Genomic DNA, 24,710 nt, shown 5'->3' with positions numbered 1-24,710 from the left:
TTAAATACTCGATTTTTTCATCTCAGTTTGAAGTTTAAATCATAATTTGGCATGGTTTCTAGTTTCATGAGTCAGTGGCGATTCTACTCTTTCCTTGACTGTTCCAACGGATAACTCAATGATCGCCTGATGAAAGCATCATGAATTTCAACTTAGTTTCATTCGCTCTGTTACAGCGGAGCATCCGATTTGTCTGGATTACATTAGGACTATTTGGCTTTGCTTCACCTGCTCTAGCGCAGCTAGTTCCCGATGCCACCTTTGGGACGAGATCGTCTACCGTTCATTCAACTGGCGATCGCGATACGATCCAGAGTGGGATTCGGGCTGGTACTAACCTATTTCATAGTTTTTTAGAATTCAATGTGGGTCATGGTCGGGCAGTTTATTTTCATGATCCCGGTGTTGCCAACATTCTCACCCGGATCACTGGAGCCAATCCGTCTAGAATTGATGGCAAATTAGGAGTAGAGGGCAATGCTAACCTGTTTCTGCTCAATCCCAACGGCATTCTCTTTGGTGCTGGTGCTAGCTTAGATATTCGTGGTTCCCTGATCACTACGACGGCTACAGCGATTCAATTCTCGGATGGGAGTGAATTTAGTACAACCGATCGGCTGACTCCACCATTACTGACCGTTGCGGTTCCGATCGGCTTACAGCGAGGCACAATTGCCTCCGGCAGCACGATCGTCAATCACGGACAATTAACCACCGGGCAGGATTTAACCTTAGCGGCGGATCGGTTGGAGTTACAGGGCACTCTCCAAGCCGGACGCGATTTAACCCTACTGGCTACGGATACAGTGCAGATTCGGGATACCCCGACCCAACCGTTTCTGGCTCAGTCCGGTCAAGCGTTAACGATTCAGGGCGATCGCGGCATTGATATTCTGGCATTAAACCATCCGGCTCAAATTCCATTTCAGAGTGGTGGTAATTTGAGCCTGATCAGTGATGGGGTGATTTCTGCCGATGCTCAGTGGCTCAGTCAGGGCAATTTCCAAGTGCGATCGCTCTCAGGTGGGTTGGCAACGCTGACCAGTCTGTTCGATCCGATCATTACCAGTACGGGGGATGTCGATTTAGCCCTCAACTATACTGGCGCATCATTACTGATCGAAGCGGGCGGTAACGTGCGGATTCAGGGCACTGTAGACATTACGGCTCCTGATCTGGCGGCTCCGTTGATTGGAGATGATGGGGTGCTGAATAGTCAGCCTGGGTTGATTGTGCGATCGGGGCAATCGATCTTACGCTATGCCAGCAATAGTGGCGTGGTTCCCGGTAGCACCACAGGAGCGGGACTGGTGACAGATCCGGGCATTACCTTACAGGGGGCTGTGACCACGTTGCCCAATGGGGTTGTGCGGCTAACGGCAGATCAGGGTGGCAGCATCAACACCCAGGGAATTAGTACATCCCAGGGAGAAATCACTGTAACCAGCGCGGGTGACATTACCAGCAACGGGCAACTCCTGAATGTAGAAACAGTGAATGGAAATGCCGGGAATATTCGCCTGACCGCTGCCAATGGCAATATTGCGATCGGCAGCCTGCTGGCCTATAGCGATGACGATATCACCTTTGGTAATGGTGGAGACATCACCGTAGTAGCAGGGGGGAGCGTCACCGCCGATCAAATTAGTACCTGGTCAACCTTCGGAGCGGGAGGTGATCTCAGCATTACGGTGGGTCAGGCGATCGTGGTTCAAGATCTGCTCACCTACAGCTACTTTGGCGATAACGATAGTGGGGATGTCACGCTCAGTTCGGGTAGCACCGTTACCTTCAATGCGATTGATAGCAGTAGCGAGAACGGCTGGGCCGGTGATGTTCGGATTACGGCTCCAAATGATATAACTGCCACTGGGAGAACGGATGTCAGTACCTATGGCAGTGGTCAGGGTGGGCAACTGGTCGTGCAGGCAGGCGGTGATATTCGATTGTTCCCTGGCGCGACCTGGCAAAACGATACCTATGGTAGTGGTCAGGGTGGGCAACTGGTGGTGCAGGCAGGTGGCGATATTCGGTTGTTCGCTGACACAACTTGGCAAAACGATACCTTTGCTGATGGCAATGCTGGGGGTATGTTGATTACTGCTCGATCGTTGTTTTTAGAGAATGGCGCTCAGATTCGCAGCAGTAGCCGTTCCGAGGCCAGCGGCGATGGTGGCAATATTACCATCAATGTTACGGATAGAACTCAACTCTCTGGCGTAGGAACCGGCGATCGACCCAGTGCCATTTTCTCCTTTGCAGATTTGTTTTCTACCGGCAATGGCGGGAATATCACCCTGAATACAGGTTCTCTCACCATGCGAGATGGGTCAGAAATTTTAGCCAATCATTTTGGTGAAGGGGTGGGGACACGGGCAGGCAATATTACGATTCGGGCAACGGGGTTAGTCAGCCTGGAAGGATTTCGCGTCCGTACTATGGAAGCGGATAGTCCCGGAACTGGCATTGCTAGTAACGTCAGCATCGGTTTCGAGAGTACGCGTGGCATCAATCGGCAGGGTGGCACGATCGATATTCAAGCCGGTGGATTAGAACTACTCAACGGTAGCTATATTTCCAGCAGTTTGGAATTTGGGGCGAATGGTCAAGGGGGCAATATTCGCTTGAATCTTACCGATCAAGGCACACCGGGCAATTTAGTCATTGCAGGAACGGCAACGCGGGAAAGTGGCATCTTTAGCCGCACCACAGATCAGAGTATTGGCAATGGCGGCAATATTCAAATTCATGCTGGCAATGTGTCATTACAGAACAATGCGACGATCGGGGCGGAAGCAAATGGGAATGGTGATGGTGGCCGGATTAGTTTGAATACGACTAATCTGTTGGTTGGTCAGCGGGCGGCGATTAGTGCCGAAACGACAACAGCAGGGAATGCAGGGGAAATTACCCTATTGGGCGATCGCCTGACCCTGACGGATGGTGGGCAGATTCGCACGAGTACCAGTGGGGCAGGGCAAGCGGGCACCATGACTTTGGGGACGGCAACTCAACCGATTGCTCAAGTGAGCTTAACGGGTCGAGGCAGTGCCATCCTAGCTAATACTGAAGTGAATACCAGTGGGAACGGTGGCAACATTGCTCTATTTGCAAATAATGTCTCTCTCACGGATCAGGCACGCATTTCGACGGAAACGGCTGGATGGGGCAATGCGGGTAGTGTAACGGTGCAGGCAACCGATCAGGTCAATCTGGTTAACAGTTCGATTTCAACTGGAGTCGCCAGAGATGCCACAGGCAATGGTGGCAATCTTACCTTGTCTGCCCGATCGTTATCCTTGAGCGATCGAGGGCGAATCCAAACCTTGACTCGGGGGGCAGGTAACGCTGGAGATATTCAGACCCAGACCGCAGAAACGATGACGATCGCTGGCAATGGCAGTGGCATTATCTCAGGGAGCAGCACCCCGACCGAGCGGGGGATTGGCGTTGGCGATGGTGGTAACATTCGCCTGACGACAGACACGCTACGAATCTTTGATGCGGGCATCGTGAGTGCATCCACCTTCAGTGATGGTCGCAGTGGCAATATCGATGTTGTGGCTAGAGTCGTGGAACTGACCAGTCGGGGGCAATTATCTGCTACGACAGAAAGCCGAGGGGATGCGGGTAATATTACCGTGGCTGCTCGCGATCGCATCGTGATGTCGGGTAGCCCCAGTGGCATCTTTGCTAACACTGGCTGGATTGTTGGTCGGCAAGCTACGGGGAATGGTGGCAACATTGTCCTGAATACGGGTGAATTGTTGATGCAGGACGGAGCCAGAATTAATGTTGGTAGCCGGGGGCTGGGAACTGGCGGTGATATTCGACTGACGGCTAATCGAGTGATTCTGAACGATCGCGCTACTATTTTTGCGGAAACCGCCAGCACTCAGGGAGGCAATATTCAGATGCAAGTGCGGGATTTACTGCTGCTGCGTCGCAATAGTCTGATCTCTGCCAGTGCCGGAACCGCTCAAGCCGGAGGCAATGGCGGCAACATTCGGATCAACGCTGGCTTTGTCGTGGGCGTGTTGCGAGAAAACAGCGACATCACGGCAAATGCGTTTACTGGGAATGGTGGACGGATTGAGATTACGGCTCAGGGGATCTTCGGCTTACGGTTTCAACCGCGACTGACTCCCGATAGCGACATCACCGCCAGTTCACAGTTTGGCATCAATGGGATTGTCACGCTGAATACGCCCAATGTGGATCCGAGTCGCGGCTTAGTGCAGTTACCGACTGATGTCACCGACTCCAGTAATCAAATGACGCAAACCTGTTCGGCTCAAGAACGCCGGAATAGCTTTGTGATTACCGGACGGGGTGGGGTGTCTCCCGATCCGACGGAGGCGTTAAATCAGACGATCGTTTGGCAGGGCGGTGGAGCAGAGGGGGGAGATGGGGAGGTGCAGGGAGATAGGGCAGTGCTGCCGAACTCTAATGTGATTACTGAGGCAACGGGTTGGCGGCGAAATTTAGACGGTTCCATCTCGTTAGTGACGGAGGATGATGCCGTCGCGTCGCCGATCGCAGGACAAACCTGCCAGACCGCTGTGGTCGGAGAAGGACAATAATATGGCAATTGGGTTGATTCAACGTTGGGGGACTGGCTACCGCCGTTGGCTGCTGTATGGGTTGTTGGGAATATTCATTACTGTGGGATTGCCGCAATTACCTGTGATCGCCCAACTCCCGGCGATCGTCCGTCTTGATCCTGCCCCATCTCTGAATCAACAAGGACAGCAACTTCTGGAGCGAGGGAACCCCCAAGCCGCATTGGAACGCTGGCAGGCAGCAGAGCAACTATATCGCCAGAGTGGTAATCAAGAGGGAGCGATCGGGGCGCAACTGAACCAGGCTAAGGCATGGCAAGCGTTGGGATATTATCGACGGGCTCGAACCGTGTTAGAGGAGGTGACGGCGAGCCAACGGCAACAACCTGATTCCGCCCTGAAAGCGAATGCCCTGCTAACGTTGGGGAATGTGCTGCGGTTAAGCGGAGAGTATCAATCCTCGCAACAGATGTTAACCGAAAGTTTGCGGATTGCCCAACAGGTGAATTCATCACCGGATATCCAGGCGGCTTATCTGCACCTCGGGAATACCCTGCTGGCTCAAGCCCAGGTGCAACCAGCCCTGGCATACTTTAACCAGGCCGCTGCGATCGCGGCTCCCCTGCAAATTTCGGCACAACTACGGCAACTGCGCTTGCTCCAACAACTCGATCGCCGTTCAGAAGTCGCTGCGTTAGTGCCACAAATTACTGCCCAACTGGACACTTTACCACCGGGGCAATTAGCCATTTATGGACGGATTGAATTAGCCGAATTAATCAGTCAGGCAACGGTTCCCATTAACGCTCAAACGCTGTCAGCCGCCCAACTTTTAGGGACAGCCGCGCAGCAAGCCCAACGGCTAGGCGATCGACGGGCGCAATCCTACGCGATCGGGCGATTGGGACAGTTGTATGAGCAAACGCAACAGTGGCAAGCGGCACAGCGCCTGACTCAGGAAGCTCTGGATCTCGCCCGTATGATTAATGTGCCTGAGATCCTGTATCAGTGGCAGTGGCAACTGGGGCGGATTTTACGATCGCAGGCGAATTTAGCGGCGGCAACTCAGGCATACACCGAAGCCGTCAACACGTTGCAATTCCTCCGCAATGATTTAGTCGCGATCGGGCAGGATGTGCAATTCTCCTTCCGCGATCAGGTCGAACCCGTTTATCGGGAGTTAGTGGATTTGTTGCTGCAACCGAATGCTACTCAAGCCGAACTGAAACAGGCGCGTCAGGTGATTGAATCCCTGCAATTAGCCGAATTGAATAACTTCTTTCGGGAAGCCTGTCTCGACCCTACTGCCCGTTCTGTTGATGAGGTAGACCCCAATGCCGCCGTCATTTATCCGGTGATTTTGACCGATCGCCTGGAGGTGATTCTCTCCTTACCGGGGCAACCCCTCCGCCACTATGCCACTGCCTTACCCCGCGCTGCGATCGAAGCTGGCATTGAGCAGATGCAAAACTCATTACGCCAAACCTCCTTTGCTCAAGAACGGTTAGTGGCTGCCCAACAGATCTATCAGTGGTTAATCCAACCGATCGCGGCGGATCTGAAACAGCCGCCCATCACCACCCTGGTATTTGTCCTTGATGGAGCGCTCCGCAGTCTACCGATGGCAGCCTTGCATGATGGCAACCAGTATTTGATTGAGCAGTACCAAATTGCCCTGGCTCCCAGCCTGCGATTACTCAGTCCTCAACGATTACACCGGGAGCAAATTCATGCCCTGGTGGGTGGATTAAGTGAGGGCACGAATAGAGCCACACCATTACCCGGGGTACGCCAGGAGGTGGATGAGATTCAGCGACAAATCCCGGCTCAAGTGTTGCTGGATCGATCGTTTACGGCGACTGCCTTAACCGCTCAGGTGCAAACGGCTCCGTTTAATATCGTGCATCTGGCGACCCACGGACAGTTTAGTTCCAGGGCTGAAGAGACTTACATCCAGACCTGGGATGGGCAGTTAACGATCGATGATTTGCAACGGTTGCTGAATCAACGATCGCTGACCGATGTCAAGCCGATTGAATTGCTGGTACTGAGTGCCTGCCAGACGGCGGAAGGAGATAATCGGGCAACCCTGGGGATGGCAGGAGTGGCGGTGCGATCGGGCGCACTCAGTACCCTGGCGACCTTATGGATGGTGAATGATGCTTCAACTGCGACCTTTATTGCTGCCTTTTACAAATCGTTAATCCAACCAAATGCCACTAAAGCCCAGGCGATCCGCGCGGCTCAATTGACGCTGATTCAATCTCAGGAGTTCAAACATCCGTTCTACTGGGCACCCTTTATTTTGGTAGGGAATTGGTTATGAGATCACTGAAAACTGCACTGAAATGAGTTACTACAGTGATTGCCTCGTTAAGAAGAATAATTGATGCCTGCCGATGGGCGATCGGTTGCCCTGGCAGAAGTCAACATCAAGCCATTGGATGTTCGTGCTGCTTAACTGCTCACTTGAGGAAACTGAGATGAAACGAATGATCTGCCCCCATCCTTTATCCAGAGGAACTGGACTACTGCTGGCTGCGATCGTCTGGGGTCTGGTGACTCCAGTAGCGCATGCCCAATTTGGTTCTCCCCCCGGACAAGGCACTCCGAAAGGAACGGCAGGAGGTGGTTCTCGTCCAGCCACCCATCTGATCTGTTTGCAGCAACCGAATAGTCAAGAAAACTTGATCGCATTAGCTCCCACGCAGGGTGTAGGACTAACGACCCAGACGAATCCAACGGTTTGGGTGTATATTCCGAACACAACCGCGACGATGCTGGAATTCAGCCTGTTTACGCAGGGGCAAGAGGGGATTTATCAGGCGAATCTTCCTATTCCTACCTCTGGTCTCGTTAAAATTACGCTGCCTACCAATGCCGTCACGTTAGCGTCCAACCAGCCCTATTACTGGACAGCCGCTCTCGTTTGTGATCCAAAACGGCGCACGAAGGATTGGTTAGTCGGCGGGTGGATTCGGCAGCAACCTCTCACTCCGGAGCAGCAGCAACAATTAGCCGCAGCCACTTCTGAACAGCAGGTGAAACTGTATGCCCAGGCAGGATTTTGGTACGATGCGCTGAATACCTATCTGGAACTATCGCGATCGCAATCGGGTAATGAAACTTTGGCTGGGCTATGGGCAGATTTACTAAACATGGCGGGATTACGGGCGATCGCCGCTCCGACTCGGATCACTCAGGTTAGCCATTAAGTATGCAGCGGGTTTCGCAGTGGCGCAGTTTGGCAGCGATCGCGGTTGGGGTGACAACGACGGTAATTGGATTGCAGTTATCGGGGGCATTGCAACTGCTAGAGTGGGAAGTTCTGAATCAGTGGTTTCGATGGCGACCGCCTGAACCTCGGACTGTGCCCATTGTGTTAGTCACCATTGATGATGCAGACATTCAGTGGGCAGGGCGCTGGCCCCTCAAGGATCGGCAGCTTGCCAAGCTGTTACAGCGCCTCTACCGCGATCATCCGGCGGCGATCGGGATCGATCTTTACCGGGATATGCCGGTGGAACCAGGACATGCGGAATTGTTAGCCGCGTTTAAGACGATTCCGAATGTAATTGGCATTAGTAAAGCCGTTGGCAATCTGGAAGGTCCCGTGGTGTCACCACCGCCGATTCTGCGCGATCGCGCTCAGGTCGGGGTCAATGATCTCCTGCTAGACGCGGATGGTAAGGTGCGCCGCAATTTGTTGGCGATCGAACAGCATGGCGAGGACAAGCTCGCGTTAGGCACAAAACTCGCCTTGATCTATTTAAGTCAACGGGGAATTACGCCGCAGGGGGGCAAAGCCGGAGCCTGTACGGAGTTAGGTAAAGCCAGCTTTTGTCGGCTGGATCCCAATGCTGGCGGTTATGTGCGAGTCGATACGCGCGGTAACCAAACCCTAGCCAATTTCCTGCAAATTCCCGGTGGCATTCCGACCGTCAGCTTGCAACAGGTCATGACCGATCAGGTTCCGGCGAGCCTGATTCAGGACAACATTGTCTTAGTGGGAGCTAAGGCGGATAGTGTCTGGGGCGATCGCTTCTATACTCCCTACTCCACGGATGGCGATACCACCTGGGCAGGGGTAGAGATCCACGCGAATGTAGCGGCTCAAATCATCAGTAGTGCTCTGGAGGGGCGATCGCTGCTTCAGGGCGTTCCTGAATTGGGGGGATGGGTCTGGATTCTGGTGTGGGCCGCCGTAGGGACGGGCTTGGGCTGGTCGATCCGTTCCCTACGGGGGGCAATCATCTTCATTCCTGGCGCGATCGCCGGGGTATTTGCGATCGCCTACGTTGCCTTTATTCAGGGATGGTGGATCGTTGCGGTTTCTCCGGGACTCGCCTTAATCGGTTCAGTGCTACTGAGTCGGAGTTATTGGGCATGGGCAGCCCTCAAGCAAGCCAACCAAATTCTGGAACTGAAGGTACAGGAGCGAACCCAGGAACTGTTAGAAAAAAATCACGCCCTGGAACAAGCCCGACAGGCGGCGGAAAATGCCAATCAATTACTGGAACACCTTGCCCGCACCGATGAGTTAACCCAGGTAGCGAATCGTCGCTTTTTCAATGAGTACCTGAATCAAGAGTGGTACCGGATGATGCGAGAGCAACTGCCGCTAGCGTTGATTTTGCTTGATATTGATTGTTTTAAGCTCTACAACGACACCTACGGGCATCCGGCGGGCGATCGCTGTTTGTCGCAGGTTGCCAGCACTCTCCAATTAACTGCCAAACGTCCCGCCGATCGTGTGGCTCGTTATGGCGGCGAGGAGTTTGCCATGATTCTGCCCAACACTCCTTTAGCAGGGGCAATTCAACTGGCAACGGAGATTCGCGCCAAAGTCCAGCAGTTACAAATTCCCCATGAGTCCTCCTATGTCAGTGCCTATGTCACCTTAAGTTTGGGAGTGGTTTGTATCGTGCCCACTCCGGAGATTTCCCTGGGACAGTTCATTAGTAAAGCTGACGAAGCCCTGTATCAAGCCAAAACCCAAGGGCGCGATCGGGTCGTTACTATTGAACTACCCACGCGATGATTTCTCACTGACTTGGGGTTCGACGAATTCGGGATCCAGGGGGAGCGATGATGTTCTCAGCCGTTGGCGACGGAACCACTTACCGCCAAATAGATCATGTAGCAGCAGGTAGAAGCAGGGAATCATAAACAGAGTCAGCAGGGTGGCGAGAGATAACCCTGAGAACACGACAATGCCAAGCGGTTGGAGAAACTCACTGCCCTGTCCGATCCCTAATGCCAGGGGAAACATGCCTAACACGGTGGTAATCGTCGTCATCAAAATCGGTCGTAATCGTTGGGGAGCCGCTTTCAAAATCGCCGCTCGGCGGGTACAGCCCTCCCGTTCCCGAATCTGATTGGCCAGTTCCACCATGATGATGGCGTTGTTGACGACAATCCCCACGAGCAACACTGCTCCGACGATCACGGTTGCCCCGATCGCGGTTTGGGTAATGAACAGTCCAAAAATGCCACCGACCAATGCCAGGGGAATGGTGAACATAATCACCAACGGATCAATCAGCGAGTTATATTGCACTGCCATGACGACAAAGACGAGAAACGCCGCCAGTCCCCCTAACAGCGGCAAAGAGGACTGTAACTCCCGATTACTTTGAGCCGCCGAACTGGGGAGAAAACTGACCCCGGCTGGGAGTTCAAGCTCTCGGGTAATCTGGTCAACTTGCTGAAGGGCATCCCCTAAACTGGCACCTTCATTTAAGTTACCAGCAATAATAAATACCTGTCGTTGATTAATCCGTTGAATTTGTCCCGGAGCCTGACCTTCGGTAATCTCAGCCACATCTCCTAATCGAACTGGGCGGTTATTAGAAACGAACAAGGGCAGGTCTGCCAGTTGGGAGGGACGACGAATCGCTGCCTTATCTAATTCCACACGCACATCCACTAACCGATTGCCCCGTTGAATTTGCGTGGGCGTACTCCCCTGAATGGCAGTTGCGATCGTCTGTCCGATATCTTGAGTGGTCAGATTTAAGGCGGCTAATCGTTCGCGATCGCGCCGGATCTGAATTTCGGGCTGACGCGGATCGGCATCGGGGCGGAAGCTGACTAGCGTTGCCTTTTCTTCCAGGGTTTGAAGTACCTGCCGTCCTGCCTGCGTTAGCGTCTGTTCATCCACTCCCTGCAACATCACATCCACTTCGGCTCCCCGCACCGGAGAGTTACTTAACACCAGACCTCGGACTTGTCCCGGGTTAATCCGCAGTCGCACATCGACTAAATTCAGTTTGCGGAACTCTCGGGTGACTCTGGACACAAACTGTTCGACATTGCTGCCCGGTTTCAGGGTAATGTTGCTGGAACTGCGTAAGGCGTTTTCACTGGTATTACTGCCAAACAAAAAGCCGCCCACGGTACTAAACGCGTATTCTGTTTCTGGCTGCTCCATCAAAATTTTGTCTACCTCTGCCATCACCCTACGGCTGTCATTCAATGGGGTTCCTGGCGGAAACTGGGCAATCAGGTTTGCCTGTCCGGTATTGATCCGGGGCAGAATTTCCTGGGGAATGCGGCTGACCATGAATAGCCCACTACTGATAAACACGACGACCGTAAAGCCAACCACGAACAGCCGATGATCCAACACCCAATTCAGGAGTTGACCATAGCCGCGAGTGGCTGCCAGGAATCGCTGGTTAAACTGCCGCAGTAACCAGAAGCGATTGACTCCAGTAGACCACCGAATGGCTAGTAGCCGCGATGTTGCCATCGGCACTACGGTAATGGCAATCAAAATTGAGGCAGCGACCGCAAAACTAATCGTCAGAATCAGTTCATTAAACAGGAGTGCAATAAAGCCACCAATCAGCAAAAAGGGGAGGACGGCGACGAGGTTGGTACTGGTGGAGGCGATCAGGGCTGATTCCACCTCCTGACTACTTTGAATTGATTGTCGGAGTAATTGTTTGGCACTCAGCCGGGTTTGGCTCTCCTGTCCGGGGGTGACTCCCGCTCCTTCCGCGATCGCTTCGAGCATGACGATCGAGTTATCTACGACAATGCCAACTCCTAAGGCTAAACCCCCTAAACTAAACACGTTCAGCGATAGCTTAAAGATGCCCATGAAAATAATTGCTGCCAGGGTTGCCAGAGGAATCGACAGTACAATAATCAGGGTTTGCCGGACAGAACCCAGGAATAACAGGACGGCGATCGCGGCTAACCCCGCTCCAATTAAGCCAGCACTCGCCACATTGGCGATCGCATTTTGAATGAATACAGATTCATCCAGGGTCGGCAATAGCTGCATGTCGGCGGGAATCACCCCTTGCTGCCGCAATTCGTCTAACCGCCGTTTTACCCCATCCACGACCACAATACTATTGGCATCAGGCTGTTTCTGAATGCTGACCTTCACCGCCTGTTGCCCGTTTAAATTGACAAAAATCCGTTGCTCTTCGGTGCCATCAATGACTTCAGCGAAGTCGCGCAGGTAAACTCGACGACTGGGTGTGTTCGAGGAATTGGAGGAATTGGCTGAGGATGTTGTGTTGCCTGTGTCAGTTTGATTGCTACTCCCGGTCGAATTTCCCCCTACTTCAAACGACAAATCTCGAATTTCTGCCGCACTTTGAAACCGCCCGATCGTGCGCGTCAGTGGTTCAGTATTCTCCCCCAGAATTCGTCCGCCAGAGATATCCTGGTTACTCTGCTCCAGTTCCGATAGCACATCTTGTAGCCCCACACCAACGGCTTGCAGGCGATTCAGATCGACAATTACCCGCACCTCTTCATCGACCCCACCTGCCACATCAACGGCGGCAACCCCTTCAACCACACCTAATTCCCGCGATAGCTCCTCATCGGCAAACACCCGAAGCTCAACGGGGCTAAGTGTCGGTGACGACAATGCCATTTCATATACCGGCAACTGCGAGGGATCGGCTTTAAATAACCGGGGCTCCTGAATCGTACTGGGTAAACGCCCTCTTGCTCGGTTAAAGGCTGCCGTAGCATCATTTAATGCCTGGTCAATATTGCCCCCAGGTCGGAAGTACAGATCCAAACTGACCTGTCCCTCGCGGGTTTGGGAATAGACCTGCACGACCCCTTCGGTGGCCGACAGGGCAGATTCTAGCGGTCGAGTAATTTCATCAACAGCCACTTCTGGCGACACTCCCGGCGCATCAACCCGTACCCCAATTCGGGGATAGGTAATGGATGGCAAGAGATCGACGGGCAGGTTAGAGACAAAGAACACCCCAACGACAATCACGGCGAGGGTCAGCATCAACGTGCCGATATGCCGACGAATTGAGAGGGCACTGATGCTAAAGCCAGTAGGGTTAGGAGCTTGGGTCATACGCTTGGGAGCAAACTGATAAATGAACAGCAGAGGCTAGTTAAGGTGAATGATTCGATCCTGTCTAGAGATGCGATCGTTTGTATCTGTAGCCAGAACTGACCCATGAAGGCAGTCTGGTATCTAACTCGCGTCTGAAAGCACACTCAGCCGCACCGTATCACCGGGTTTCAGAGCTCTACTACTGCGGGCAACAAACCGTTCTCCTGACCGCAAGCCAGAAACGATCTCAACCTGTCCGTCTCCCCGACTCCCTAGAGTCACCTGACGGGCAGTTACTTTACCTTCGTTGCCATTCCCTTCTACGACAAATACGGTACCCCGATTGGAGGCGGTCTGATTCTGGCGACGATCGCCCTGGTTTGCCTGCTGATTGCCCCCACCCTGGCCGCCTCGACGTTCCTGATTCACCTCCAGCGCGGTTTCTGGAACTAGAATCCGGGGACGATTACTGGCTTGGTTCAGCGTCACCCGGGCCAGCAAGCCACTGCCAATCCGCCCGCTGGAATTGGGAATGGTGACTTCGATCGGGACGAGTCGGGCGACGGGATCGGCGGCGGGTGAGATGCGGGTGACTGTGCCATTAAACTCCTGCTGGGGAAAGGCATCCAGACGCACTCGGACAGATTGCCCTAAGCGCAAATCGCCTAATTCCAACTCGGAAATTTGGACGGCAACTTTCACCTGGCTAAAGTCACCTAATCTCAAGACTTCAGTGCCGGGTTGTACCAGGCTACCCGGATCGATCGGTTGCTCAACCACCGAACCCGTCACCGGGGAACTTAAGGCGGCAAAGGATTGGCGTTCCCGTTCTCGATTGACCACGGCTTGCTGAGCGGCGACCCGTCTCTGGGCAGCCACGACAGCCTGTTGGCGGGTGCGAACCTGTTCCTGCGCCGATCGCAGCGTTTCGGCGGCGGTTGTAACCTGGGTACTGGCTTGTTCCGCCTGTTGTGCTGGGATAGCACCCTGATCCACTAAATATTGCAACCGCTTCAGATCCGATTGCGCCTGTTGGAGTTCGGCGCGAGCCCGATTCACCTGAGTGCGGGCATCACTGACACCAATCTGGGCTTGAGCCACCTCTGACTCACGGGCGGCGACTTCTGCCTGGGCTTCTGTCACACTGGTGGCTAATACCGTACTATCGACTTGCGCTAATACCTGCCCCTGTTGAACGGCATCGCCGACGGTTACGTCTAAATTTAGGAGTTGACCCTCAACCTGCGATCGCAGCGACACTAGCCGAAATGGTTGAGTTGTGCCGGTATATTCTCGGGCGGCGCGAATTGTGCCTTCACGGGCAACTACCACATTGGCTGAGGCGGCTTCCTGGGCGGCATTACTCTGTTGTCGGGTTTCTACCTCTGCTCTCGATAGTTCACCACAGCCCCAAAGGACAGGAAGGAGCCCGGCAAGGATCAGCCAGCCAGCGATGCCAAAAGTCCTGGACTTGCCTAGAACAGACGGGAACATGAGGTACACTTCCTTAGTTAGTTCACGTTTCTTAATTAGCTTAACTAACCATCAGTGTTGCATACAAACCTGAATTCCTCCTATGCCCTTAGGGGGATTGCATTGGAACTAAGATTTGCTACCGCAGTTAGCTTTATCTTAGAGTGCCCAGTGCCGATCATAGGGGATAAAAATTAGTCGGAGCGGCTATGCACCACCCCGACTAAGAGCAAGATTGAGATGTCGTCCGACCCTTTAGCGCGATCGATAAGGTACGGTCTTGTCAATATCTATGTTGTAGACCGATGTTCGGCTCGGTACAGCCGCCGCTGGTTGAATGCTCTTAGCCATATCCATAAATAAGGTTGGATCGCCAATTCTGGGTTGTGTTTCGTAGGAGCGGAAGCGGCGCACCACCTCTTGCCAAACAGGTTGAGGGAAACCGAGTTGAGTGCGGTAGTACGCATCGTAGCGAGGCGAGGTAATGTTGAAGGGAATTTCACCCGTAACGCGGCTGGGTAAAATCCGACGGCGGTGATAGGGAACCGTATTCTCCCCAAAGTTTTCCAGGTACTCATCGCTGTCGAGCAGTTCATCAACAAAGCCTTTCACGCCTTTCGTCATGACAACGGCTGACCAGGCGATTTTTTCCCGTTGGTTGTAAACTCGCCGCCCCAGCACTTTTTCGACACAGTGTTCCACAAAGCGGTAGTTACTGTTTTTGTCATAGAAGCTATCGATAAAGGTGTTCGATAGTAGCAGCCCGCGAATGAAGCCACGCACAGTGATCTGACGATTCCGCAGTTGCGACTCCAGCACGATTTCCCGATCCCACTTAAAGGCATGGAAGAAGATCTGGCGATAGGCGGCATTGATTAAGTTAGTCATGTCTGACGGCGAGAACTGATCGTCCGTGGAATAAATGATCAGTTCGTCATCCCGCGCCCCCAACGCTGCCACACGCTGGTTCGGGCAGGACGGCGGATAGGTTAACAGAGGAATAGCCACGCTTCGATAAACTCCCGTCTTACTAAACTTCAAAAAGGTATTTTGAACATCATAAAGGGTGAAGGGATTCCAGGCGGTATTGATCCCATAAAAATTACAGAGTTTAACCTAATAACCCAGCATCCTGTGATCGAAACTAGAGATGGTTAGTTATCTGTTTAAGCAATAGTTATAGATAACTTTGCAGATTATTTTCTAGGAAAAAATCTGGTTTATGTAAACTTTTTGTTACAAAAAGGAATTTTAGAAAACCTGCTAAATCCTTTCCTGCCAGGGGATTTGTAGTTTAATTAACATTTCTTAATAGGTTTCTCACAAAATATCGATTGATTGCACAAAAAATCCACAAATTTATTGTTTAATCGTATGAATAGTCCAGAACAGAGGCGGTAAATCGCTGATTGCCTCGTTTTATCTGTTCTAAGTGGCGGCTCTTTCAAACTGAGATAAATCAGTTTGAAATTGTGTTGCCATGAATATTCAATTGAGCAAATTTTAGGAGATTGAATCAATGCTAGATGCGTTTACCAGAGTGGTTGCTCAGGCTGATACGCGGGGTGAAGTTGTTAGCAGTGCTCAGATCGACGCATTGCTAGCAATGGTTAAGGATGGTGCTAAGCGCTATGACGTTGTAAACCGGATTACTGGTAATGCATCTACGATCGTGGCTAATGCCGCTCGAGAATTGTTTGCAGAACAGCCCCAACTGATTGCTCCGGGTGGTAATGCCTACACGAACCGTCGGGTTTCGGCTTGTGTGCGGGATATGGAAATCATCCTCCGCTATATCACCTATGCCATGTTTACTGGAGATGCCAGTGTGCTGGACGATCGCTGCCTCAATGGGTTGAAAGAAACCTACCTGGCGTTAGGCGTTCCAACTAGCTCGATGGCTAATAGCATCACCAAGATGAAAGATGCGGCGATCGCGGTTGCCAACGATCGCAACAATATCCAACCCGGCGATTGCAGTGCGCTGATGGCGGAATTAGGCGGTTACTTCGATCGGGCAGCATCGGCGGTTGGCTAATCCTGCCCGGTCGTTTGCCTAATCACAATGCGTTTCAACCAGAACTTTGTAAAACATTAGGGAGATATTCAGACAGATGAAAACCCAATTGACTGAAGCAGTCGCAACTGCCGATTCCCAGGGTCGTTTCCTCAGCAACACCGAACTGCAAATTGCCTTTGGTCGTCTGCGCTTAGCCACGGCTGATTTGGAAGCGGCCAGAGCGTTAGGCGCTAAAATGACCCAACTCACCGAAGGGGCAGCAAACGCTGTCTACCAAAAGTTCCCTTACACCACCCAAATGGCAGGCAACAACTATGCGTCTGATGCTCGGGGTAAAGGGAAATGTTCTCGTGACATTGGCTACTACATCCGGATGATCCAATACTGCTTGATCGCAGGGGGCACAGGCCCGGCGGATGAATACCTGCTGGCAGGTTTGGCTGAAATGCACAGCACCTTTGAACTGTCTCCGAGCTGGTATGTGGAAGCGCTCAAGTATATCAAAGCGAATCATGGCTTGACGGGCGACCCGGCTCTGGAAGCCAACTCCTACATCGATTACATGATCAACGCATTGAGCTAAATCTCTAGCTCGCCCGGGAAGGTAAGGAGCTCTATGCAGAGATGTCTAGGTGTTGATTACTTTTCCGGGCTGTTTTGTGCGCTGCTACCTTAAGAAACACTGAAAATTTGGTCAATTAGTATTTTAGTTGAGTGGTAGACCCAATATGGCTGGATTACAAGAAGCTGGGAAACTCGGAATTCAACCCTTTGACGAATCGCAACCCGCTGAATTACGCCCGAAGTGGACTCAAGATGAGGCGAAAGCGGTGATTCGGGCCGCCTACCGGCAGGTGCTAGGCAATGAGCATCTGATGCAGAGTGAGCGGCTAGTCAGTGCAGAATCACTGTTAATTCAGGGCAACATTTCGGTGCGGGATTTTGTCCGGGCGATCGCTCAATCAGAGCTATATCGCGAAAAGTTTCTCTATCCCAACTTCCATGTCCGCTTTATTGAGTTGAACTATAAACATCTGCTAGGGCGCGCCCCCTACGACCAAGCGGAAATCTCCTACCATTTGGATCTATATACTTCCCAAGGCTATGAGGCGGAGATTGCGTCCTATCTGGATTCCTGGGAATATCAACAAAGTTTTGGCGATCATGTGGTGCCCTATCATCGGGATTTTCAGGTCGATCATCCTGGGCAACGGGCGATCGGGTTTAGTCGGTTAATGCACCTGTATCGGGGCTATGCCAACAGCGATCGCTCGCAGGGACAAAAACAACCCAAATTAACCTGGGAAGTGGCTAGAAATATGGCAACCCCCATCAGTGCTCCGGCGACAGCCGCCATATCAGGAGCCGTGGGCGGCGATCGGGGTGATGTTTATCGTCTCCGGGTGTTGCAGTCCACCACTCCCCAGGCGATGCTTGCCCGACGCATGATCCTGGAATTGCTGGTGCCCTACGACCAACTAACGAATAAGTTGCAACAGTTGAGTCGATCGGACAGTAAGGTGATCAGCGTTACAGCCGTCTAGGCTTTGCTAGTGGAGTAGATTTTCGAGCGATCGCCGCCAAACTGCTAGACAATGAATTTACTTTCCATTCTTGATTATTGAAGGAGAACTTTAGGTGGCTATTACAACAGCAGCCTCGCGTCTTGGTGTTGCGGCATTCAACAATGCGGCTCCCCTGGAGTTGCGTCCCAATGCCACTCCAGCCGAAGTTGAAGCGGTGATTCTGGCGGTTTACCAGCAGGTGTTAGGCAATCCCCATCTACTTAACTCTGAGCGTCTGGTCATTGCTGAATCGCTTCTGCGCGATCGTAAGATTACGGTGCAGGGATTTGTCCGTCAGGTGGCAAAGTCAGATCTGTATAAACAAAAGTTCTTTCATAACAGTTTCCACAGCCGGACGATCGAACTGAACTTTAAGCACCTGTTAGGACGGGCACCCTATGATCAGGCTGAGATTACGGAGCACATGAATCTGTACCAGGAGCAGGGATACGAAGCCGATATCGATTCCTATATCGACTCAGCCGAGTATCAACAATACTTTGGGGAGAATGTGGTTCCTTACTATCGCGATCTGGTGACTACCGGCATGGGGCAGAAAACGATTGGGTTTACCCGTCTGTTCCAACTCTATCGGGGGGCTTCTAACAGTGATTTGGCGCAATTTACCGGTACTGCACCTCGCTTAGTGAAGGATCTCGCTCGGAATACTGCGGCGGCGATCGTGCCCCCATCCGGTGGTGCCGTTGGGTTTGCCTTCCAACCTGCCGCCAAAGGGGATGCTTCCTACAGTGCGTTTGGGGGGTCCAAGGCATTTGGCTCGGGTCGGCTGTTCCGGGTTGAAGTCGCCGCGATTACCGGATCAGGCTATCCCAAAGTCCGGCGGGTTAATAAGGCGGTGATCATTCCCTACGAAGAGTTGACTCCTCACATGCAGAGAGTCCAGCGTCAGGGGGGCAAAATTGCCAGTATTACTCCCCTCTAACGCATGGCTTGTAACGCTCTAATCAACGTCTAATTAATCGTTGCTGAGGATTGAGGGCTGACGATCGAGTATCTACTTGTTTTCGGCACTCAGTTCTCAGCCTTTTGTATTTTAGGGGTCAACCTGGATAGGAATTTTATCCCCTGATTGCGATCGTGATGATGATCTTGCTTTAACGATGCAATTAATATTTCACTACTAAAAAATTAGATATTAAAGTATTCCCATTCAGCCCGTTGGTCTAACTTGTTCAGGTAAATCTTTTTGGAATCAACAGTTTTATCAAGAAACCATAAAGTTAAAAAAGTAGAGGAACTTTGGTAACACCATTAATTTCTTCTGATTCAGCATTCAGTTAAAAACTGAAAATTCTGATAGAGGAAAATCTGATGTTACTTTCACCTGTGACTGCATTGTTCAACAAAAAGACACTAGCAGCGACGAGTCTAGCTCTGATGGCTGGAATGCCAGCGATCGCTCAAGCGTCTGTCTTACCAGCTTCTACGTCATTGAGTGAATCTGCCGCTAGTCAACCCCATTCTCAGTTAACGGTTGACTCTTCCATAGGCAGTCGTTCGTCAGGGTGGTTGATTGCCGATAAAGATGGTAAGAATGACAAAAAAGTTAAGATTGACCTGAATCGGGCGAAGAACCTGGCTCGTCAAGCCGCAGAAGAAGCGAATGGTGGGCTGCGGGTATATCGGGCAGAAGCTTCTATGCATGGGCCTGCCAAGCAAACTCGCTACATCGACAATGGAGATTCTTGGACGTTTACCTTTTTGGGTAGCCGACCGGGAATGACAACGATGACGATCGAGAGTGTTGTGACGGTCTATAAGGAAAGCTCCAGAGTCGTTGTGGCTTACAATGGTCCGATTCGTAATGTGCGTCAAACTCAAACGGTACAGAATGTTCAACTCGTCAGCTTTACCAACAGTCAACGGACTGTCTTAACAGACTTACTCCGTGGTAACTGCAATTGCAACTATCTCCTGACGAATACCTTCCGGAGCCAGGTCACTAGCCAAGTCCGATCGCTCCCTCCGGGAATTCAAAAGCAACTGATGCGGGGTAAGGGTCTACCTCCGGGAATTGCGAAAAAATTATTAGTGTTACCAAAGCAAGTCAACACCTACATCAATCTCCCCACACAATACGATTTAGTGGTGCTTGGCTCAAATGTTGTGTTACTCGACCAGGCTCAGACGATCGTGGTAGATCTGATTACCAATGTTCTGTAATCCAGTTAGACTCAGGACATCTCGTTCGCGAACCGCCAGGGTAGATAACAATACGGTTTGAGTAAGAGCGCTCTTACTCATTGACTGGCTGTGTTAAGTTTTCTGGGGTGAAGGTTCTGGAATTAGGCGATAGGGCTGATTCCAGAACTGCTTTTTTGTAGCAAGACTGTTCGCCATCTCAACGCTGTTGGGTGGAACGTAATTTTTGACCCTACTGAGGGCATGATAAATCTCAGGTGTGCTTCTGTGATTTTGATTGTTATCAGCGATGCCTGTGGAAATAATTGCCACCCTATTGGGTCAACGCACTGGTCTGGATGTCTCAGTCATCGGCGATCGCAAACTAGCCAGGGTCGTTGAGGATCGTTGTGCTGCCTGTGGTTTAGTGGATGTCCAGGCATATTTCCAGAGATTGCAGGCGTCGCCTATTGAATTGACGACCCTGGTGGAACATCTAGTTGTACCGGAAACCTGGTTCTTCCGCGATCGCAAGCCATTTGATTTTCTAGTCAGTTATGTCCGTTCCCAGTGGCTCTACAAGTCGGGAACTGAACTACTGCGAGTATTGAGTGTACCCTGTTCGACTGGGGAAGAACCCTACTCGATCGCAATTGCGCTACTGGAGGCGGGGATACCCGCTCAGCGAGTTCGGATTGATGCGATCGATATCAGCCAGGTTGCCCTCAGTAAAGCCCAACAGGCAATGTATGGTCAGCATTCTTTCCGGGGCGAGGATTGGGTGGAACGGGAGCGATACTTTCAGTCCGTTGACCAGCAATACCGTGTCTGTTCTTTGGTACAGAGTTTGGTGCGGTTTCAACAGGGAAATGTGCTGGAACTGTTCAGCCAGATCTCCTCACCATACGACATGATTTTTTGTCGTAACCTGTTAATTTATTTAGATGCGGCTGCCTGTAGACGAACCTTCAAAACCCTGGATCGGTTACTATCACCGATAGGGCTACTCTTTGTCGGGGCGGCTGAGACAGGAAAGGTTCCTCTCGATCGCTTTGCTTTTGTGCGGCAACCGTTTACATTTGCCTTTCGTAAGCTAGAGTCTACGTCACCTCAGTTAATGCCACTAACGACTAGTTCACTCACGGAGTTACCGCAACCTAAAAAAATATCACCTCAATTGCTACCTCAACAGCCGATTCCCTTAGATATAGTTTCGGCAACAAAATATTCATCTTCCCAATCAACTCAGGCTCACTCGCTATCACTGATTGCAGATCAACCTTCTGTTTCATCATCCCTGTCATCTGATAAAGAGTTACAGTCAGCGAGGGAATTGGCTGATGCTGGATATTTAACGACTGCGATCGTTCAATGCCAAGCTTACTTAGCTACTCACGCGATCGATGCCGATGCCCATACCTTGCTAGGAACGTTGTATCAGGCAACAGCGCAGTATGAGCAAGCGGAACGCTGCTTTCAAAAAGCGTTATACCTGCAACCGCATCATGCTGAAGCGCTAATGCAATTCGCCCTACTCAAAGAATTTCGTGGCGATGCGATCGGGGCACAACGGTTACAACAGCGTCTGCAAAAGCGCCAACAGTTAGCCTCAGCGAGTGATTAAACTCCTCACAACTTCCTCAGATTTGGTGTTTAGACTAGCAGCAGTTGGTGAATCACACCCTGGTTTAGCCAGCTTCTAACTTTGCTTCCGAAGGATTGTTACCAATGATTCGATTACTGGTTGGTATTCTGGTGTTTGTGATTAACACCGTCTACCGCGATCGTCCCTATCCCCGGTTTTATGTGTTGGAAACAGTGGCGCGAGTGCCCTATTTCTCCTATCTATCTGTTCTACACTTGTATGAAACTCTGGGATGGTGGCGCAGGGCGGATTGGCTCAAAGTGCATTTTGCCGAATCCTGGAATGAACTGCACCATCTGCTGATTATGGAAGAATTGGGGGGTGGTAACTACTGGGGCGATCGCCTGCTGGCCCGTAGTGTGGCTCTACTTTACTACTGGATTATTTGCGGGTTGTATATTGTCTCGCCGCGTGCTGCTTATCACTTTATGGAACTCGTAGAAGGTCATGCCTTCCGCACTTACAACAAGTTTCTGAAGGAAAACGAAGCAGACCTGAAATTGCAACCTGCCCCAGCGATCGCGGTGCAATATTATCGAGATGGCGATCTTTATATGTTTGATGAATTTCAGTCTGGACAAGTACCTAATGCTCGCCGTCCTGAGGTCAACAATCTTTATGATGTGTTTGTTGCCATCCGTGATGATGAGCAAGAACATGTGAAGACAATGGTGGCGTGTCAGCGATCGGATGCCGGACTAATATTCAAAAGCCCTCATACTGAAGCCGTGATTGTCCTTGCTCCTGAGTCTGCTAATGAGAAAATCACTGTGTCTTAAGCGGGGCGATCGTCCAGTCGTGTTTCCTAGTTGATGTATGTCGATCGGGGTGTTAGAGATAACATCCCGATTAATTTTATGCAATTTAAATTGCTGACAAATAACCAATGGCAATCAAGTAAAACACAAATTCTGATGAGCAATGTCCGGAGAAAAGAGTAAAAAAGCTTAAAGTATATTTAAGCGTCTATCACAATTTCATAGTTTTAATTAATAGTTTGTCAGGGGATATTTCTAAGCTCCATCTATTCCTTGGATTGTCATGGTAATGATCACTCCACCACCTCAACCTCGTGACCCTCAAGCTCAACCAGTTCAATTAGAGCGAGAGCGTTTTTTGAGTCTTTCCCTGGATATGATTTGCATCATCAGCCATGATGGTTATTTTCAATATCTTAATCATCGCTGGGAAGAGGTTTTAGGGTTTGCTAAAGTGGAACTGCTTGCCCATGCATGGACAGCATTGATTCATCCTGATGACCAAGAAGCCGCTCACCATCATTTACATACCCTTTGTTCACCGACTATTTCCGTTACTGGTCGTTTGACATTTGAGAATCGTTACCGTTGTCAGGATGGCAGTTATAAATGGTTTCTGTGGAATGCCGAATTTTACCCAGAGCAGTGCACCGTTTATGCCGTTGTGCGAGACATCACAGAACGTAAACAATCGCGGCAAGCGTTGCAAGAGAGTGAAGAACGGTTTCGCTGTCTGGTGGAAAGTGTCAAGGATTATGCCATTTATATGCTCGATCCTAACGGCAATGTAATTAGCTGGAACCCTGGTGCTGAGCGGATTAATGGTTATACTGAGAGCGAAATCATTGGTCAACCTGTGGCACAACTTTATCCACCAGAGGATGTGTGTGCAGGTAAACCTGCTTATGAATTGCAGGTTGCTGCTACCCTGGGACGATTTGAAGACGAGAGTTGCCGAGTGCGTCGTGACGGTTCTCGATTTTGGGCACATGCTGTTGTCACCGCCTTGCATGATAAACAGGGACAATTGCGCGGATTTGCCAAAGTAACTCGCGATATTACAGAACGGAAACGCGCTGAAGCTGCTTTGCAAAAAGCATACGATGACCTGGAACAACGAGTTCAAGAGCGAACTGCCGAATTGTTAGAATCAAACCGCCTACTCCGGCACGAAATTGTAGAGCGTCAGCAAGCAGAAGCTGGACTGCGGCAATCAGAAGCCCAGTTACGCCAACAAACTCAACAATTACAACAAGCACTACAACGGCTTAAACAAACGCAGGCACAACTGGTGCAATCTGAAAAAATGTCAAGTTTGGGGCAGTTAGTGGCAGGAGTTGCCCATGAGATTAACAATCCAGTCAATTTCATTAATGGCAATATCGTTTATGCGAGTCAGTATGCTCAAGATTTGCTGCACATACTGGCATTATATCAACAAGCTTATCCTCAGCCTACACCAGACGTTGAGCAAGCTCTCACTGAGATTGATTTACCGTTTATTTGGGATGATTTACCTAAGTTACTAAACTCAATGCGAGTAGGTGCCGATCGCATTCGTCAAATTGTGCTTTCCCTGCGTAACTTCTCTCGGTTGGATGAGGCAGATAAAAAAGCGGTCGATATTCATGAAGGCATCAACAACACGTTGATGATTTTACAAAATCGGCTGAATCCAAAACCTGGATTTCCCACAATTAGGGTTCACAAAACCTATGATCATTTACCTCTGGTTGACTGCTATGCAGGGCAACTCAATCAGGTGTTTATGAATATTTTGAGTAATGCGATCGATGCGTTAGAGGAGCGTATCCACTTCAGTCAGCAGAGGGGATGGCAAGACAACACGATTATTTCGACATCTGCTCCTGAGTTATCCTGTCCCTTACCGACCATTCATATTCAAACAGAACAAATCAACTCTGATTGGGTGGCTATTCGCATTACAGACAACGGACTAGGAATTACTGAGCAAGTTAAACAACAACTGTTTGATCCCTTTTTTACAACGAAACCTGTGGGTAAAGGCACAGGTTTAGGATTATCGATTAGCTACCAGATTGTGGTGGAACAACATAGTGGGCATCTCAAATGCCACTCTGTACCTGGACAGGGAACAGAATTTACGATCGAAATTCCAATTAAATCTAGTTGCCCTACATCACTGATCGATACTCATCTCAGCGTGGAATACTAGCTGAGTCAAAAACTCTCAA

At 50.8% G+C, this 24,710-nt stretch carries 15 protein-coding genes; 12 read left to right on the top strand and 3 right to left on the bottom strand.

Annotation, left to right across the window (positions count from 1 at the left end; genetic code table 11):
• The first annotated feature begins 140 nt into the window (after positions 1 to 140).
• From ACN4EK_RS00835 to ACN4EK_RS00820, 4 genes are all read left to right on the top strand, one after another.
• Entirely contained in the window at positions 141 to 4,583 is a 4,443-nt protein-coding gene (locus tag ACN4EK_RS00835) for a two-partner secretion domain-containing protein (RefSeq protein WP_431655425.1), read from the top strand.
• A complete protein-coding gene (locus tag ACN4EK_RS00830; RefSeq protein WP_431655424.1) occupies positions 4,519 to 6,888 on the top strand; it encodes a CHAT domain-containing protein in 2,370 nt (789 codons plus the stop codon). The genes ACN4EK_RS00835 and ACN4EK_RS00830 overlap by 65 nt, the downstream gene beginning before the upstream one ends.
• A 157-nt stretch (positions 6,889 to 7,045) precedes the next feature.
• Positions 7,046 to 7,777 (top strand): DUF928 domain-containing protein, encoded by a 732-nt coding sequence (locus ACN4EK_RS00825; RefSeq protein ID WP_431655423.1) that lies wholly within the window; start codon positions 7,046 to 7,048, stop codon positions 7,775 to 7,777.
• Between the two features lie 2 nt (positions 7,778 to 7,779).
• Positions 7,780 to 9,603, top strand: coding sequence for a CHASE2 domain-containing protein (locus ACN4EK_RS00820; RefSeq protein ID WP_431655422.1), 1,824 nt, complete (start codon positions 7,780 to 7,782; stop codon positions 9,601 to 9,603).
• Here ACN4EK_RS00820 and ACN4EK_RS00815 read toward each other — a convergent pair.
• The 3 genes from ACN4EK_RS00815 to ACN4EK_RS00805 all read right to left on the bottom strand — a co-directional run bounded on the left by ACN4EK_RS00815 (position 9,589) and on the right by ACN4EK_RS00805 (position 15,372).
• Positions 9,589 to 12,909 carry an efflux RND transporter permease subunit gene (locus tag ACN4EK_RS00815; RefSeq protein ID WP_431655421.1) on the bottom strand — a complete coding sequence of 1,107 codons (3,321 nt, stop codon included), beginning with the start codon at positions 12,907 to 12,909 and terminating at the stop codon, positions 9,589 to 9,591. The two genes, ACN4EK_RS00820 and ACN4EK_RS00815, sit on opposite strands and share 15 nt — an antisense overlap.
• A gap of 123 nt (positions 12,910 to 13,032) precedes the next feature.
• On the bottom strand, positions 13,033 to 14,385 hold the full coding sequence (locus ACN4EK_RS00810; RefSeq protein WP_431655420.1) for an efflux RND transporter periplasmic adaptor subunit: 1,353 nt from the start codon (positions 14,383 to 14,385) through the stop codon (positions 13,033 to 13,035).
• A 234-nt stretch (positions 14,386 to 14,619) separates the two neighbouring features.
• A complete protein-coding gene (locus ACN4EK_RS00805) occupies positions 14,620 to 15,372 on the bottom strand; it encodes a phycobilisome rod-core linker polypeptide (protein WP_431655419.1) in 753 nt (250 codons plus the stop codon).
• Between the two features lie 511 nt (positions 15,373 to 15,883).
• Between ACN4EK_RS00805 and ACN4EK_RS00800 the strand changes: the two genes are divergently transcribed.
• The 8 genes from ACN4EK_RS00800 (at position 15,884) to ACN4EK_RS00765 (ending at position 24,691) form a co-directional block, all read left to right on the top strand.
• Entirely contained in the window at positions 15,884 to 16,402 is a 519-nt protein-coding gene (locus ACN4EK_RS00800) for a phycocyanin subunit beta (protein ID WP_431655418.1), read from the top strand.
• A gap of 76 nt (positions 16,403 to 16,478) precedes the next feature.
• The gene (gene cpcA, locus ACN4EK_RS00795) at positions 16,479 to 16,967 is read left to right on the top strand and encodes a phycocyanin subunit alpha (RefSeq protein ID WP_431655417.1); all 489 of its coding nucleotides are present in this window, start codon (positions 16,479 to 16,481) and stop codon (positions 16,965 to 16,967) included.
• A 145-nt stretch (positions 16,968 to 17,112) separates the two neighbouring features.
• On the top strand, positions 17,113 to 17,928 hold the full coding sequence (locus ACN4EK_RS00790; protein ID WP_431655416.1) for a phycobilisome rod-core linker polypeptide: 816 nt from the start codon (positions 17,113 to 17,115) through the stop codon (positions 17,926 to 17,928).
• A 94-nt stretch (positions 17,929 to 18,022) separates the two neighbouring features.
• Positions 18,023 to 18,892: a phycobilisome rod-core linker polypeptide gene (locus ACN4EK_RS00785; RefSeq protein ID WP_431655415.1), complete on the top strand. Its 870-nt coding sequence runs from the start codon at positions 18,023 to 18,025 to the stop codon at positions 18,890 to 18,892.
• Positions 18,893 to 19,281: 389 nt separating this feature from the next.
• Positions 19,282 to 20,133 (top strand): hypothetical protein, encoded by an 852-nt coding sequence (locus tag ACN4EK_RS00780; RefSeq protein ID WP_431655414.1) that lies wholly within the window; start codon positions 19,282 to 19,284, stop codon positions 20,131 to 20,133.
• 268 nt (positions 20,134 to 20,401) lie between these two features.
• Entirely contained in the window at positions 20,402 to 21,715 is a 1,314-nt protein-coding gene (locus ACN4EK_RS00775) for a CheR family methyltransferase (RefSeq protein WP_431655413.1), read from the top strand.
• Positions 21,716 to 21,819: 104 nt separating this feature from the next.
• Positions 21,820 to 22,515 carry an alternative oxidase gene (locus ACN4EK_RS00770; RefSeq protein WP_431655412.1) on the top strand — a complete coding sequence of 232 codons (696 nt, stop codon included), beginning with the start codon at positions 21,820 to 21,822 and terminating at the stop codon, positions 22,513 to 22,515.
• A gap of 262 nt (positions 22,516 to 22,777) precedes the next feature.
• On the top strand, positions 22,778 to 24,691 hold the full coding sequence (locus ACN4EK_RS00765; protein WP_431655411.1) for a PAS domain-containing sensor histidine kinase: 1,914 nt from the start codon (positions 22,778 to 22,780) through the stop codon (positions 24,689 to 24,691).
• Positions 24,692 to 24,710 lie beyond the last annotated feature (19 nt).

Origin of the sequence: Pantanalinema rosaneae CENA516 (assembly GCF_050753385.1) — a bacterium.
GTDB classification, from domain to species: Bacteria; Cyanobacteriota; Cyanobacteriia; order Leptolyngbyales; family Leptolyngbyaceae; genus Pantanalinema; species Pantanalinema rosaneae.
Note: the sequence above shows the minus strand (reverse complement) of the source record. Positions and strands in the feature narration are given on the sequence as shown.

Bases quoted from the DNA above. Each gene is read 5' to 3' on its own strand.
- ACN4EK_RS00810 (WP_431655420.1), bottom strand. From the start codon at position 14,385: ATGTTCCCGTCTGTTCTAGGCAAGTCCAGGACTTTTGGCATCGCTGGC.
- ACN4EK_RS00830 (WP_431655424.1), top strand. From the start codon at position 4,519: ATGCCGTCGCGTCGCCGATCGCAGGACAAACCTGCCAGACCGCTGTGG.
- ACN4EK_RS00820 (WP_431655422.1), top strand. From the start codon at position 7,780: ATGCAGCGGGTTTCGCAGTGGCGCAGTTTGGCAGCGATCGCGGTTGGG.
- ACN4EK_RS00815 (WP_431655421.1), bottom strand. From the start codon at position 12,909: ATGACCCAAGCTCCTAACCCTACTGGCTTTAGCATCAGTGCCCTCTCA.
- ACN4EK_RS00765 (WP_431655411.1), top strand. From the start codon at position 22,778: ATGGTAATGATCACTCCACCACCTCAACCTCGTGACCCTCAAGCTCAA.
- ACN4EK_RS00800 (WP_431655418.1), top strand. From the start codon at position 15,884: ATGCTAGATGCGTTTACCAGAGTGGTTGCTCAGGCTGATACGCGGGGT.
- ACN4EK_RS00770 (WP_431655412.1), top strand. From the start codon at position 21,820: ATGATTCGATTACTGGTTGGTATTCTGGTGTTTGTGATTAACACCGTC.
- ACN4EK_RS00780 (WP_431655414.1), top strand. From the start codon at position 19,282: ATGTTACTTTCACCTGTGACTGCATTGTTCAACAAAAAGACACTAGCA.
- ACN4EK_RS00775 (WP_431655413.1), top strand. From the start codon at position 20,402: ATGCCTGTGGAAATAATTGCCACCCTATTGGGTCAACGCACTGGTCTG.
- ACN4EK_RS00835 (WP_431655425.1), top strand. From the start codon at position 141: ATGAATTTCAACTTAGTTTCATTCGCTCTGTTACAGCGGAGCATCCGA.
- ACN4EK_RS00790 (WP_431655416.1), top strand. From the start codon at position 17,113: ATGGCTGGATTACAAGAAGCTGGGAAACTCGGAATTCAACCCTTTGAC.
- cpcA (WP_431655417.1), top strand. From the start codon at position 16,479: ATGAAAACCCAATTGACTGAAGCAGTCGCAACTGCCGATTCCCAGGGT.
- ACN4EK_RS00825 (WP_431655423.1), top strand. From the start codon at position 7,046: ATGAAACGAATGATCTGCCCCCATCCTTTATCCAGAGGAACTGGACTA.